Source organism: Lysinibacillus sp. SGAir0095 (assembly GCF_005491425.1).
Lineage (GTDB): Bacteria > Bacillota > Bacilli > Bacillales_A > Planococcaceae > Ureibacillus.
Map to the genome: position 1 here is coordinate 3,618,833 of NZ_CP028083.1, position 13,995 is coordinate 3,632,827.

At 40.0% G+C, this 13,995-nt stretch carries 11 protein-coding genes, 2 rRNA genes and 1 riboswitch; of the genes, 6 read left to right on the forward strand and 7 right to left on the reverse strand.

Features of this window, described 5'->3' with window-relative positions:
- Nucleotides 1–57: 57 nt before the first annotated feature.
- From purB to C1N55_RS17845, 4 genes are all read right to left on the reverse strand, one after another.
- Nucleotides 58–1,356 (reverse strand): adenylosuccinate lyase, encoded by a 1,299-nt coding sequence (gene purB / locus C1N55_RS17830; RefSeq protein ID WP_137730054.1) that lies wholly within the window; start codon nucleotides 1,354–1,356, stop codon nucleotides 58–60.
- Between the two features lie 14 nt (nucleotides 1,357–1,370).
- A complete protein-coding gene (gene purK / locus C1N55_RS17835; RefSeq protein WP_137730055.1) occupies nucleotides 1,371–2,495 on the reverse strand; it encodes a 5-(carboxyamino)imidazole ribonucleotide synthase in 1,125 nt (374 codons plus the stop codon).
- Entirely contained in the window at nucleotides 2,492–2,980 is a 489-nt protein-coding gene (gene purE / locus C1N55_RS17840; protein WP_137730056.1) for a 5-(carboxyamino)imidazole ribonucleotide mutase, read from the reverse strand. The genes purK and purE overlap by 4 nt, the downstream gene beginning before the upstream one ends.
- 295 nt (nucleotides 2,981–3,275) lie before the next feature.
- Nucleotides 3,276–3,375, reverse strand: a riboswitch (purine riboswitch).
- Nucleotides 3,376–3,590: 215 nt separating this feature from the next.
- Entirely contained in the window at nucleotides 3,591–3,779 is a 189-nt protein-coding gene (locus C1N55_RS17845; RefSeq protein WP_137730057.1) for an NETI motif-containing protein, read from the reverse strand.
- Between the two features lie 270 nt (nucleotides 3,780–4,049).
- On the opposite strand from C1N55_RS17845, the gene C1N55_RS17850 reads away from it, so the two are divergent.
- From C1N55_RS17850 to C1N55_RS20840, 6 genes are all read left to right on the forward strand, one after another.
- Complete coding sequence (locus C1N55_RS17850; RefSeq protein WP_137730058.1) at nucleotides 4,050–4,766, forward strand: response regulator transcription factor; 717 nt, start codon at nucleotides 4,050–4,052, stop codon at nucleotides 4,764–4,766.
- Complete coding sequence (locus tag C1N55_RS17855) at nucleotides 4,756–6,132, forward strand: sensor histidine kinase (RefSeq protein ID WP_137730059.1); 1,377 nt, start codon at nucleotides 4,756–4,758, stop codon at nucleotides 6,130–6,132. The genes C1N55_RS17850 and C1N55_RS17855 overlap by 11 nt, the downstream gene beginning before the upstream one ends.
- Nucleotides 6,129–6,899: a PepSY domain-containing protein gene (locus C1N55_RS17860; protein WP_137730060.1), complete on the forward strand. Its 771-nt coding sequence runs from the start codon at nucleotides 6,129–6,131 to the stop codon at nucleotides 6,897–6,899. Before C1N55_RS17855 ends, C1N55_RS17860 begins: the two co-directional genes overlap by 4 nt.
- A gap of 104 nt (nucleotides 6,900–7,003) precedes the next feature.
- The gene (locus C1N55_RS17865) at nucleotides 7,004–7,489 is read left to right on the forward strand and encodes a PepSY domain-containing protein (RefSeq protein WP_137730061.1); all 486 of its coding nucleotides are present in this window, start codon (nucleotides 7,004–7,006) and stop codon (nucleotides 7,487–7,489) included.
- A gap of 570 nt (nucleotides 7,490–8,059) precedes the next feature.
- Nucleotides 8,060–8,974, forward strand: coding sequence for a group II intron reverse transcriptase/maturase (gene ltrA / locus C1N55_RS17870; protein ID WP_240758276.1), 915 nt, complete (start codon nucleotides 8,060–8,062; stop codon nucleotides 8,972–8,974).
- Between the two features lie 20 nt (nucleotides 8,975–8,994).
- Complete coding sequence (locus C1N55_RS20840; RefSeq protein ID WP_137727147.1) at nucleotides 8,995–9,351, forward strand: group II intron maturase-specific domain-containing protein; 357 nt, start codon at nucleotides 8,995–8,997, stop codon at nucleotides 9,349–9,351.
- A 59-nt stretch (nucleotides 9,352–9,410) separates the two neighbouring features.
- Here the strand turns inward: C1N55_RS20840 and C1N55_RS17880 are convergent, their stop codons facing one another.
- From C1N55_RS17880 to C1N55_RS17890, 3 genes are all read right to left on the reverse strand, one after another.
- The gene (locus C1N55_RS17880; RefSeq protein ID WP_137730062.1) at nucleotides 9,411–10,511 is read right to left on the reverse strand and encodes a mechanosensitive ion channel family protein; all 1,101 of its coding nucleotides are present in this window, start codon (nucleotides 10,509–10,511) and stop codon (nucleotides 9,411–9,413) included.
- A gap of 224 nt (nucleotides 10,512–10,735) precedes the next feature.
- Nucleotides 10,736–10,851 (reverse strand): 5S ribosomal RNA (gene rrf / locus C1N55_RS17885).
- Nucleotides 10,852–10,914: 63 nt separating this feature from the next.
- A 23S ribosomal RNA gene (locus C1N55_RS17890) occupies nucleotides 10,915–13,833 on the reverse strand.
- Between the last annotated feature and the right edge of the window lie 162 nt (nucleotides 13,834–13,995).

Below are 13,995 nucleotides of genomic sequence, written 5' to 3' on the forward strand. Positions count from 1 at the left end.
AGCTGTGAGAGATGAGTGGTTATGTTCAATTGTTATTAGCGAAAATCATTTAATCAATTAGTCGTTTAGTCCAAGTCGTTCAAAGATCATATCTACATTTTTAATGTGATAGTTATAGTCGAAGCAATCATCAATCTCTTCTTTCGATAATAAAGAAGAAATTTTTTCATTTCCTTCTACTAATGGGCGGAATTGCTTTTGTTCATCCCATGCAATAGCAGTTAGTGGTTGAACCGTATCATAAGCTTCCTCACGTGCTAATCCTTTATCGATTAAAGCCAGTAAAATACGTTGTGAGTAAATTAAGCCGAATGTACGATCCATATTGCGTTTCATGTTCTCAGGGAATACCGTTAAGTTCTTCACGATGTTGCCAAAACGGTTTAACATATAATTTAAGCCGATTGTTGCATCTGGAATAATTACACGCTCTGCAGATGAATGTGAAATATCACGTTCATGCCATAACGATACGTTTTCATAAGCTGTTAGCATATAACCACGTAAAAGTCGTGCAATACCTGTCATATTTTCAGAACCGATTGGATTACGCTTATGTGGCATTGCAGAAGAGCCCTTTTGTCCTTTTGCAAATCCTTCTTCTACTTCTCGTGTTTCTGACTTTTGTAGACCGCGTACTTCTGTTGCAAATTTTTCTATAGACGTTGCGATTAATGCTAAAGTTGAGAAGTATTGAGCATGACGGTCACGTTGCAATGTTTGAGTTGAGATTGGTGCAGCTTGTAGACCTAATTTTTCACAAACATATTGTTCAACGAAAGGATCGATATTGGCATAAGTTCCAACTGCTCCTGACATTTTACCTGTTTCGATTACTTGTGCCGCTATATCGAAACGTTCCAGGTTACGTTTCATCTCTTCACGCCATAGAGCAAGCTTTAAACCGAATGTCGTTGGCTCAGCGTGTACACCATGGGTACGACCCATCATCACCGTGTATTTATATTCTTTTGCTTTTTCAGTCAAGATGTTGATGAAGTTCACGATATCTTGACGTAAAATATCGTTCGCTTGTTTGATTAAATAAGATAAAGCTGTATCCACTACATCTGTTGAAGTTAAACCGTAGTGAACCCATTTGCGTTCTTCTCCACAAGTTTCAGAAACAGCACGAGTGAATGCTACAACATCGTGGCGAGTTTCTTGCTCGATTTCATAGATACGGTTAATATCAAATGAAGCATTTTGGCGAAGTAATGCTACGTCTTCTTTCGGAATTTCGCCAAGTTCAGCCCATGCTTCACATGCTAAAATTTCAACCTCCAACCAAGCTTTAAATTTGTTTTCTTCTGTCCAAATTGCGCCCATTTCTGGACGTGTATAACGTTCGATCATGTTTTCTTCTCCTTTTATTCTGACCAGATGCCAGAATGTTCGATTTCATAAAGTGTGTCGTCAATTTTATCTGTCAAAATTGTTACATGTCCCATTTTACGATTCACCTTTGCTTGAGTCTTCCCATAAAGATGGATGGACCAATCAGGATGCTTTGAAATTGAATTACTTAGTGGCATTACGTGCTGGCCTAATACATTCACCATAATCGATGGCTGCAGCAATTTAGGTACGCGAAGTGGCCATCCACAGATCGCACGAATATGTTGCGTAAATTGAGAAACATTACAAGCCTCAATAGAGTAGTGTCCCGAATTATGTGGTCTAGGTGCAAGCTCATTAATAACGATTTCACCATTTTCTAATACAAACATTTCGACCGCTAATGTCCCAACAAGCTCTAAATAATCAGCAATTTTCTTCGCAGCATCGATTGCTTTGTTGTAAGTTTCATCCGCGATACGTGCTGGCACAATTGTTTCGTGTAAAATGTGATGAACATGGATATTCTCTCCAACTGGAAGGCAATAAGTTTCTCCTTGTCCATTTCGCTGAACAATGACAGATATTTCTTTTTCAAAAGGAACGAACCCTTCGGCAACACATTGCGAATGCTCAAATAAGCTCTTTGCCAATGGCAGGTCTTCTTTTGAATTTAATTGTTGTTGACCTTTACCATCATAGCCACCACGTGAAGTTTTCACAATACATGGATATCCAATTCTGTCGATTTGATTCACTAATTCATCGTAATTTTCTGCTACTATGTATGGTGCGACTGGGCAACCTGCTTCTACAATTGCAGCCTTCTCTGTTACACGATCTTGAGTAATGCGAACTAATTCCGCCCCCTGTGGAACATATGCAATCTGTGTTAATCTTTTTAAACCTTCATAATCTATATTTTCAAATTCAAATGTGATTACGTCACTTATATCCGCTAATTCCTCTAAAGCCGCCTCATCATCATATGGAGCAACAATTCGGATATCGGCAACTTGCCCACATGGAGAATCCATGGTTGGCTCAAGTACAGCAATTTTATATCCAGCTTCTTTTGCTGAAAGTGCCATCATACGACCTAATTGTCCACCACCAATGATTCCTATCGTCTGTCCAGGAAAAATCATCTTTGTCATGATAAATCACCTGAACTTTCTAGCACTTGCGCCTTAATGGCTTCCCGGCGTGCTTCAAGACGACTAGCTAATTCAATGTCCGGAATTGATAGGATTTGAGCTGCCAGCAGTCCCGCATTCGTTGCCCCCGCTTTCCCAATTGCAACCGTTGCAACTGGTACACCACCTGGCATTTGTACGATTGATAACAATGAATCCAAACCGTTTAATGCTCTTGATTGAACTGGTACACCGATAACAGGTAAAGTTGTTTTAGCTGCTACCATTCCTGGTAAGTGTGCCGCTCCACCTGCTCCAGCAATAATTACTTGGATTCCTCTTGAACGTGCTTTTTCCGCATATTCAAACATAAGATCGGGTGTACGATGTGCCGAAACAACTTGTTTCTCGTAAGGTACTTGTAACTCATCAAGAATATCGCATGCATGCTTCATCGTTTCCCAATCACTAGAACTTCCCATAATAACACCGATTTTTGGATTCATTTCAATCTCTCCTTCAATCTTCGCCCTCTTATCGATTGCGCTTTACTGTCTTCAAAACTCAATTAATTTCAATCTATTTTTCCATGAAGCACTTGTATCCATTTAAGTTTGATGGTTCACACCAACTTGTCAGCAATGGTTTTTCCTATGGAATGAATTTCAACCAAACATTTTAAACAATAAAATAGTCCTCAAATAATCCACTCTCTTCCATGCGAAGAAAGCAGAATACTTGAGGACATAAGATTGAAAGAGAATGAAGTGAACATAGTTCACACCACACCTTTCATTACACCAAAAGTTCGCTTTCCCGCATAGTCCAACATTTTCGGTGTCGGGTAGAGACACTAGAGCCATATTCTCTAGCATATATGTGGGATATCCTATTTACTGGTTACTAAACTAACTATTTATATACCTCTGCAATCATTAGTTTGTACTGACATGACCATGCTAGAGGCTTAACTTCTAAACTAGTGTTTTCAATCTATTTTAAGAAGTTTTACTTCCTGTTCACATTTTAACAAGCCTCAAGAAGAAAATCAATGGTAAAATGCGAACGATAAATTTTCAGAAAACGGTAATGTTCGTATTTAGAGTGAAAAATCCTTCATTCCTCTAGCAATATCCCTTTAAATTTAATCTTTTGACGTAAGTATGTTGGTTCTCCCTCCACAAGGTGAAATACAGGCTCTTCCTTACGCCCCATCGGCATATAGCCTTCATCCCTCATCCTCTCTAAACATTGTTCAATGGTTTCATTTTCTTCTACTTCAAACCAAATTTGTTTTTTTCCCATACATAATTCCTTTCGATCATTGTATTAATAATCATAACAAATATTAAATCATTAAAATTACATTCTGATAAAGTATTTAAATTCATCTATAATTTACCCAATTACAATCCAAATCAAAGTGAATTCCTGAATTTCCTTTTCCTTAGCTTAGAATTCTAGCAATGGTGCTCATGTCGAATATTTTTTTTTAAAGAGAAGGGTTTTCTCATTAATTTCTAATGGAGATTTTGTATGATTCTATATAAGAAGAAAAAAAAGTGAGTTGATTACATGACATATAAAATATTAATTATTGAAGATGAAGAGAACATTGCACGTGTTCTACAGCTGGAGCTGGAGTTTGAAGGTTATGAAACAGATGTTGCTCATACAGGAACTAGCGGCTTGATTAAATACCGAGAAGGAAGTTTTGATTTAATACTCCTTGATTTAATGTTACCCGAGATGCATGGTCTGGACGTTTTAAAGAGAATCCGTGCTACAGAGCAAGCTACCCCTGTTATTTTATTAACAGCAAAAAGTGAAGTGGAAGATAAGGTAAAGGGTTTAGATCTCGGTGCAAACGATTATGTAACAAAGCCCTTTGAGATCGACGAATTATTAGCACGTATTCGAAACTCCATTCGCTTTGCTAAACCGAAAATTACTGAGCCGCTGGCAGAAGAAAAAGATGATTATCTAATACGCTATGGTCGCCTTTCTATTCATGAACAAACTCGTGATGTGCTTTACTTCGAAAAATCGGTGGACTTAACTCCAAGAGAATATGATTTGCTGCTTTACTTACTTAAACACCCAAAACAAGTACTAACACGAGAACAAATTTTAGAAGCTGTATGGGGCTTTGATTACTTTGGAGATACCAATGTAGTGGATGTTTATATTCGTTATCTTCGGCAAAAGCTGGAATCGGCAAATCCTACAGCTCTCATTAAAACTGTAAGGGGCGTTGGTTATGTATTAAAGGAGTCCACTCATGAAACTTAGGACGAAGATTCACCTCTTTACGACTTTGCTAATGGTCATTTTATTAGCATTGATGAATAGCGGAGTTTATGTGCTATATGAACAGCTTGCTATTAATACCGAATACAAGCAATTAAAAACTCGTGGTGAGGAACTTCTAACTTCTTTAAACCAATTAACGGATGAAACAGCAACAGATCCAATGATTGTTCTGCGCGCCTATATGCCAAGTGATGGTGCGGTTCGGGTCTTAAATGCGTCAGGGAAACAAATCAGTTCAGTCAATGCTTCTCTAGAAATCGAAAAAATCAACCTGCAATTAAGTAAAGATGAGAACTATGCCAATGAGGAAATAGATGGCATTCCATTCATTATGATTGAGACTCCTGCCATTTGGATTGATGGCAGTGTTGTAAGACTGCAGATGCTACAGCGATTAAATGAAGTTGCAAACAATGCCGATTTGTTAAAGCTAATTCTAGTTGCTGTTACTACAATAATAGCTATACCTCTTCTATTATCAAATATGGCCCTTAGTCGAATTATTTTAAAACCATTAGAGCGTTTAAATAGAACTATGAAAAAAAGCGGAACAACCGGTACCTATGAAAAAATCGAAAAAGCCGAAGTAGGTAAAGATGAGCTTGCAGAAATTGGTCGAACTTTTAACAGTATGATGGAGGCGCTTGAAACAAACTTCAGAAAGCAAGAACAATTTGTATCGAATGCTTCCCACGAACTTAAAACCCCTCTTACAGTGATTGAAAGCTATGCAAAGCTATTGTTACGAAGGGGCTTTACAAACGAAAAGCTATCGAAAGAAGCCTTAGAAGCAATTGTCAATGAATCAGGCCGTATGACTGATTTAATCGCTCAAATGCTGGAACTAGCGAAAAATAAGGAACTTGCTTCGCTTACTATAAAACAAGTTGATATCTCCCTTCTCCTTGAAAGTACAGCATTGCAAATGCGCCAGGCCTATAACAGAACAATTGAACTGTACGGTGATTCATTTCTATTTGTTCAATTGGACGAACAAAAACTGAAGCAGCTTTTATTTATTATTCTAGATAACGCACGTAAATATAGTGAAGATAAAATCATGATCACGACAACAAAGCATGAAAAATCAATTTCTGTTGCCATTCAAGATTTTGGTGAAGGTATTGCAGAAGAGCACATTCCTCATTTATTCGACCGATTTTACCGTGTGAGTAAGGATCGTAACAGAAAAACAGGAGGAACGGGGTTGGGTCTTGCAATTGCAAGAGAGTTATCTGAAAGACTTCAAATTTATATTGAAGTTCAGAGTGAATTAGGTGTAGGAACTTGCTTTACATTGTTGATTCCTTTCGATTTAGAAATAAATAAGGGGGAGCGCAAATGACAAGTTATACTAAATGGATGATTTCTTTAGTCATACTGATGATTACCGTTACTGTGTTTGTCATTTGGCTTATTCAAGAGCGCTTTTTTGAAACAACCGAAGACTTAACTGTGCATGAGGCAGAGGAGATAATTATGAACCTCTATGGCGGCTCTGTCGAATCTATTGAGGAAAAGAATGATATTTACTATATGACAGTCCTTAGAAATAATCTAGCCTATGATTTTCAAATCGATTCGGAAACTGGCAATATACTTCAACTAAATAAGGTTGACGGCAATAAGTTACCGGATATGTCGGCCAACGTTAAAACCATCGAGGAAATTCGCACGTTACTAAATGGTCAACAAAAAGGGACTATTCATTCTATTAGCTATCAGGATGTTGGCGAGCAACCACAATATGCAGTTGAAATAACAGAACAAGAGACATTAAAAACCCTTATAATTAACGCCATTACAGGTGAAATACTCTCTGAAAAAGTGAAACAACAAAATTCATCTGCTACCCATACTGTAACAATTATTTCTAGTGAGGAAGCAAAACAAATTGCCCTTTCACAACTTATTGGGACGGTGGAAGATGTTGTTTATGAAGATGCTAGTGATGGAGGCTATTATCTGGTTGAAATAGACGGAGAAAATCAGGAAGCGACATTCCAAATAAATGCTGTTACTGGAAAAATCATCTCAGTGTCCAACCAAGATGATGATGACGATGAAGATAGTGACTCTGAAGATAGCAGAGACGAAAATGACGATGATTAGAATACATTAATAATTCTCTAATGAAATTCTAATCTCACTCTCCCTTTCTTATAATTTGCAGCCTTTAATATAAAGGTATCAAATAAGTTAAGGGAGAGATACACATGAAAAAGATTATTTTGGTACCTGCACTATTAGGAGTCATGGGAATAGGAGGCATTATCGCTGTTGCTGGAGGAAATATAGTTGGTTCGGCTGATACTTCTGTAGTATTAACGAAAAGCCAAATCGAGAAAAAAGCATTAGCTGAGATAGAAGGTAAAATTACGGAAATTGTATTCGATAAAGAAGGATTACTAAACGTTTATGAGGTAGAAATAGTAACTGCAGATGCAGAATATGATTTTAAATTCGACGCTACTTCCGGTGAATTGCTAAAGAAAAGAAAAGATGATGAGTATCATGATGTTAAAAACTCTAATACAAATGCATCTACGAATACAAACACAGAGTCAAATAGTACAATTCAAGAAGATGACGGTGACGACTGGTATGATGATGACCAATATGATGATGATGATGATCAGGATAATTTGGATGATCGATATGACGATGACGATCATGATGACGACGATCGATATGATGACTAATAAATTAATAAAAAGGGAGTAAAAACAAAACCGTTTTTACTCCCTTTTTTAATGTGCGCCCGGCATGGGTAATAACTTGGTGGTGAAAGTCCACTACAGGCTTGGTAGTAGGAACTGTTAGCGAATGGCAAGGGTGTCCGTGGTGACGCGGAATCTGAAGGAAGCCGGACGCAAATTCTTGAACTGACGAACAGAAACTATATACAAGGCTGAATCGGGACGGACGAGTTTGCATTACAAAACGAAGTCCAATACTGCCCAAATCCCGTACAGTAAATATAGCAGTTACATGAGAAGAAGGTTATTACTCTTACCCGGGGAGGTCTCATGAGGGTTATTCAATTAACAATCAATTTAGTGATAACTTGATGAATTATGAGAAGTCAGCAGACGTCATAGTAGTTTCCTTTCGGAAATGAAGGACTGAACAATCTTAAATCTTGGAAAACAAGGAGGTATAGATATTCCGTATAATCGCAGAAAACATCGTGGTAAAGTCCGAAAGATGGCTACCTGTTAAGAGATAAGTTGGAAACTAAAGGGTAAATAGGAGTGCGTAGGAATATCAATATGGATATGAAAGAACAGGATGGTATCAATTTAATCGATAAAGTCATTGCAAATAACAATCTCTGGAGAGCATACAAGAAAGTAAAAGCAAATAATGGTGCACCAGGGGTTGATGGAATTACAGTAGTACAATTAAAGTCACACATGAAGAAATACTACGAACCTCTTAAAAGGAAGCTAAAAGATGGAACTTACCAACCTCAACCAGTCAAAAGAGTTGCCATACCAAAACCGGACGGTTCTAAACGATATCTAGGAATACCTTGCGTTTTAGATAGAGTCGTTCAACAAGCTATTCTTCAAGTAATTGAACCGATTATAGACCCACACTTTTCAGAATATAGTTTTGGATTTCGGAAAGGTAGAAACGCCCACCAAGCTATTAAATCAGCACAACAATATTACGAAGAAGGTTATCGAGTTGTAGTAGACTGTGATTTGAAAAGTTACTTCGACACAATACATCATCAAAGGTTAAGAGCGTATTTAGAAGAATTCATATCAGATAAAATTGTTTTAAAATTAATATGGAAATTCCTTCGTTCAGGTATTCTTGACCGAGATATCTATATCGAAACGAAAGATGGTGCTCCGCAAGGTGGACCTTTGTCTCCTATTTTAGCAAATGTCTATTTAAATAAACTAGATAGAGAATTAGAAAAGAGAGAACATCGTTTTATTAGATATGCGGATGATTTCGTCATCTATGTGAAAAGTGTTCGAGCTGGGGAGCGGGTAATGGAAAGTATCAAGAAATACATCGAGGATGACCTACATTTAACAATTAACCAAAAGAAAAGTAAGGTTTGTGGTGCAACATCAGCAACATTCCTCGGCTTTAATATTCAAAATTTAATGGGAAAGTCGGATGCCGACCAAGTAAGTCGGCCAAGCAACGATTCAAAGACAAGTTAAAGAAGAATACAAGCCGGAAAATGAGTGGAACTTTTGAAGAAATAGTAAAGAAAATTAATCAAATCACAACTGGATGGATTAATTACTATGGGATCTCAAGAATGAAGAAATTCATTTTTGAAACTCAGAAATGGTTAAACCATCGATTAAGACAACTCATATGGAAGAGATGGAAGAAACCAAAGACTAAATATAAGATGCTTCGTAAATATGGAACTAACCATGATGACGCAATGAAATTAGCAAACTCCCGTAAGGGATATTGGAGAATATCACGAAGTGAAATCCTCCAACGAGCAATAACAAAAGATAGGCTCATAAAGTGGAAACTAAAAGACATCTCCTTACTTTATGAGCAACGATACTTAAAAGGTTGAACCGCCGTATACGGAACCGTACGTACGGTGGTGTGAGAGGTCGACTAGCCAAATAATGGTTAGTCTCCTACTCGATTAGTTTGATTATCCAAGTGATTAGCTTTATAGGTATCAGGGTCTACCATTGCAAGGGAGACTTCGTTCATTACTTGTTTGATAACAAATAATATATCTTGTTGTACGTCATATTTTATTTGTATATCATTCGAAGGGATAAAGTAGCTTACAAGCATTCGATAATAGCCTGCGTGAAATTCATCAATATAAACTAGAATCAACTCATTTTTCGAAATACTTGGATGAAGAATTATTTGTTTTTTAACCTCATTACAGAAACCTCTTATTTCTGATTCCGTATGTTCTGATGATATATAATAATACGTTTGAATTTTCCGCTTTTCTCTAGTTGTTAAATTATAGATTGGTCTGTTCATTAAATAAGCATTTGGGACATAAACAGTCCCTTTATCAGAAGTAGATATTAAGGTCGAACGCAAGTTAATATCCAGGATTACTCCTTCGATTTTATTATCCTCTGTAGCTATCATATCCCCTACCTTGAATGGCTTATCAAATGCCATCGATAAGCCACCAAAGATGTGCGATGATGTATCCCGGATTCCAAATGCGAGTGCCACACTGGTAAGACCAATACCCGTTAAAAATCCATTCAAATTAAATTGCCACAATGATGCAATCAATACAATCCCTAAAATAGCTAGAAGCGCATTGATGACTCTTAGTGAAAATGGTGTTAATCGAGTTGATTTACTTATATCTAAATGAAAGGCTTCAGGATGATTAGCATAATAATTTAATACATCAATCATCCCTTTAATGAAGTAAAAGACCATCAATGAATAAAAGAAGTTCAACATAGATGCATTTTTTAATAACGAAACCTCGATCAGGTATGAAAGCGCAAAGAAAATGATCCATGTAAATATTGCATGACGAATCTCTCGGCTAAAATGTTCAATTATCCTTGCAGTCATTAATTTTGATTTCTTTTCAAAGAAAGCTGCAATTTTTTTTATAATATATTTTAATAAATAATGTTGAAGTAACCACCCTAAAACAATAATAGTTACAGCAACGAAAATGTCCGACCAGGTTGGCTCAACTAGATTCGGATACAACCACCGAATAGATTTATCCATTTCTCTTACTCCTATCAATAGGTTTAAACTGACTATGTATTCTTTTCATAAAAACATTTATTATAATACCATTCAAACTATATATACAATTTAGGGCTAAATCTACTTATTAGCTCTTGGGGCTGATTTAATTTTATTGATTTCTTTTTCTAAATGCACCGATTAATGTTAGATTTTTGCTTTTCTGCAATAAAAAAACCACTGAATCCTCAGTGGTTTCATTTGCCTAGCGACGTCCTACTCTCACAGGGGGAAGCCCCCAACTACCATCGGCGCTAAAGAGCTTAACTTCCGTGTTCGGTATGGGAACGGGTGTGACCTCTTTGCCATCATCACTAGACTATTTAGTTGAAAGAACTTTGTTCTCTCAAAACTGGATAAAGACATTGATTGCGTTCAAGATTTGGTTAAGTCCTCGATCGATTAGTATTCGTCAGCTCCATGTGTCACCACACTTCCACCTCGAACCTATCTACCTCATCGTCTTTGAGGGATCTTACTTACTTGCGTAATGGGAAATCTCATCTTGAGGGGGGCTTCATGCTTAGATGCTTTCAGCACTTATCCCGTCCACACATAGCTACCCAGCGATGCCTTTGGCAAGACAACTGGTACACCAGCGGTGTGTCCATCCCGGTCCTCTCGTACTAAGGACAGCTCCTCTCAAATTTCCTACGCCCACGACGGATAGGGACCGAACTGTCTCACGACGTTCTGAACCCAGCTCGCGTACCGCTTTAATGGGCGAACAGCCCAACCCTTGGGACCGACTACAGCCCCAGGATGCGATGAGCCGACATCGAGGTGCCAAACCTCCCCGTCGATGTGGACTCTTGGGGGAGATAAGCCTGTTATCCCCGGGGTAGCTTTTATCCGTTGAGCGATGGCCCTTCCATGCGGAACCACCGGATCACTAAGCCCGTCTTTCGACCCTGCTCGACTTGTAGGTCTCGCAGTCAAGCTCCCTTGTGCCTTTACACTCTACGAATGATTTCCAACCATTCTGAGGGAACCTTTGGGCGCCTCCGTTACCTTTTAGGAGGCGACCGCCCCAGTCAAACTGTCCACCTGACACTGTCTCCTACCCGGCTTACGGGTATGGGTTAGAATTTCAATACAACCAGGGTAGTATCCCACCGACGCCTCCCTCGAAGCTGGCGCTCCGAGTTCTCTGGCTCCTACCTATCCTGTACAAGTTGTACCAAAATTCAATATCAGGCTACAGTAAAGCTCCACGGGGTCTTTCCGTCCTGTCGCGGGTAACCTGCATCTTCACAGGTACTATAATTTCACCGAGTCTCTCGTTGAGACAGTGCCCAGATCGTTACGCCTTTCGTGCGGGTCGGAACTTACCCGACAAGGAATTTCGCTACCTTAGGACCGTTATAGTTACGGCCGCCGTTTACTGGGGCTTCAATTCAGAGCTTCGCTTGCGCTAACCCCTCCTCTTAACCTTCCAGCACCGGGCAGGCGTCAGCCCCTATACGTCACCTTACGGTTTTGCAGAGACCTGTGTTTTTGCTAAACAGTCGCCTGGGCCTATTCACTGCGGCTCTCATTGCTGAGAGCACCCCTTCTCCCGAAGTTACGGGGTCATTTTGCCGAGTTCCTTAACGAGAGTTCTCTCGCACACCTTAGGATTCTCTCCTCGACTACCTGTGTCGGTTTGCGGTACGGGCACCTCCCGCCTCGCTAGAGGCTTTTCTTGGCAGCGTGAAATCAGATACTTCGCTCTAAAGAGCTCCCCATCACAGCTCAACGTTACAGGAAGCGGATTTGCCTACTTCCACGCCTTACTGCTTGGGCGTACTCAACCAACGGTACGCTTATCTTATCCTACTGCGTCCCCCATTACTCAAACGGCGGGGAGGTGGTACAGGAATATCAACCTGTTGTCCATCGTCTACGCCTATCGGCCTCGACTTAGGTCCCGACTAACCCTGAGCGGACGAGCCTTCCTCAGGAAACCTTAGTCATACGGTGGATGGGATTCTCACCCATCTTTCGCTACTCATACCGGCATTCTCACTTCTAAGCGCTCCACCAGTCCTTCCGGTCTGACTTCAACGCACTTAGAACGCTCTCCTACCACGGACATCTTAGATGTCCATCCACAGCTTCGGTGAATCGTTTAGCCCCGATACATTTTCGGCGCAGCGTCACTCGACCAGTGAGCTATTACGCACTCTTTAAATGATGGCTGCTTCTAAGCCAACATCCTGGTTGTCTAAGCAACGCCACATCCTTTTCCACTTAACGATTACTTTGGGACCTTAGCTGGTGGTCTGGGCTGTTTCCCTTTTGACTACGGATCTTATCACTCGCAGTCTGACTCCCGTGTATAAATATCTGGCATTCGGAGTTTGTCTGAATTCGGTAAAGCGAGATGCCCCCCTAGTCCAAACAGTGCTCTACCTCCAGTATTCTCTATCACGAGGCTAGCCCTAAAGCTATTTCGGAGAGAACCAGCTATCTCCAAGTTCGATTGGAATTTCTCCGCTACCCACACCTCATCCCCGCACTTTTCAACGTGCGTGGGTTCGGGCCTCCAGTGAGTGTTACCTCACCTTCACCCTGGACATGGGTAGATCACCTGGTTTCGGGTCTACGACCACGTACTCATTCGCCCTATTCAGACTCGCTTTCGCTACGGCTCCGCCTTCTCAGCTTAACCTTGCACGTAATCGTAACTCGCCGGTTCATTCTACAAAAGGCACGCTATCACCCATTAACGGGCTCTAACTACTTGTAGGCACACGGTTTCAGGTTCTATTTCACTCCCCTTTCGGGGTGCTTTTCACCTTTCCCTCACGGTACTGGTTCACTATCGGTCACTAGGTAGTATTTAGCCTTGGGAGATGGTCCTCCCGGATTCCGACGGAATTTCACGTGTTCCGCCGTACTCAGGATACACTCAAGAGAGAATGAACTTTCGACTACGGGGCTTTTACCCGCTATGGCAGACCTTTCCAGATCGCTTCGCCTAATTCATTCCTTTGTAACTCCATATAGAGTGTCCTACAACCCCAAGAGGCAAGCCTCTTGGTTTGGGCTCTTCCCGTTTCGCTCGCCGCTACTCAGGGAATCGAATAATTTCTTTCTCTTCCTCCAGGTACTTAGATGTTTCAGTTCCCTGGGTCTGCCTTCAAGACGCTATGTATTCACGTCAAGATACTGCTCCATTACGAACAGTGGGTTCCCCCATTCGGAAATCTCCGGATCAAAGCTTACTTACAGCTCCCCGAAGCATATCGGTGTTAGTGCCGTCCTTCTTCGGCTCCTAGTGCCAAGGCATCCACCGTGCGCCCTTAATAACTTAACCTATAAAGATCAGTTACTGCTCTTCTAAAAAAAGAAAAGACTTAAGAACTACACAATCAATTACTTGAATTTTGTTGCTTTCAATGTCGTTTTATCCAGTTTTCAAAGAACAAATCAGCTGACTTCAATCACATCGTGACTAAACATCAGTGAAATACTCCGT

What these genes read in the sequence shown, in the direction of transcription:
- C1N55_RS17860 (WP_137730060.1), top strand. Translation starts at nt 6,129, where the DNA reads ATGACAAGTTATACTAAATGGATGATTTCTTTAGTCATACTGATGATT.
- purB (WP_137730054.1), bottom strand. Translation starts at nt 1,356, where the DNA reads ATGATCGAACGTTATACACGTCCAGAAATGGGCGCAATTTGGACAGAA.
- C1N55_RS20840 (WP_137727147.1), top strand. Translation starts at nt 8,995, where the DNA reads ATGAGTGGAACTTTTGAAGAAATAGTAAAGAAAATTAATCAAATCACA.
- C1N55_RS17845 (WP_137730057.1), bottom strand. Translation starts at nt 3,779, where the DNA reads ATGGGAAAAAAACAAATTTGGTTTGAAGTAGAAGAAAATGAAACCATT.
- C1N55_RS17880 (WP_137730062.1), bottom strand. Translation starts at nt 10,511, where the DNA reads ATGGATAAATCTATTCGGTGGTTGTATCCGAATCTAGTTGAGCCAACC.
- ltrA (WP_240758276.1), top strand. Translation starts at nt 8,060, where the DNA reads ATGGATATGAAAGAACAGGATGGTATCAATTTAATCGATAAAGTCATT.
- purE (WP_137730056.1), bottom strand. Translation starts at nt 2,980, where the DNA reads ATGAATCCAAAAATCGGTGTTATTATGGGAAGTTCTAGTGATTGGGAA.
- C1N55_RS17855 (WP_137730059.1), top strand. Translation starts at nt 4,756, where the DNA reads ATGAAACTTAGGACGAAGATTCACCTCTTTACGACTTTGCTAATGGTC.
- purK (WP_137730055.1), bottom strand. Translation starts at nt 2,495, where the DNA reads ATGACAAAGATGATTTTTCCTGGACAGACGATAGGAATCATTGGTGGT.
- C1N55_RS17850 (WP_137730058.1), top strand. Translation starts at nt 4,050, where the DNA reads ATGACATATAAAATATTAATTATTGAAGATGAAGAGAACATTGCACGT.
- C1N55_RS17865 (WP_137730061.1), top strand. Translation starts at nt 7,004, where the DNA reads ATGAAAAAGATTATTTTGGTACCTGCACTATTAGGAGTCATGGGAATA.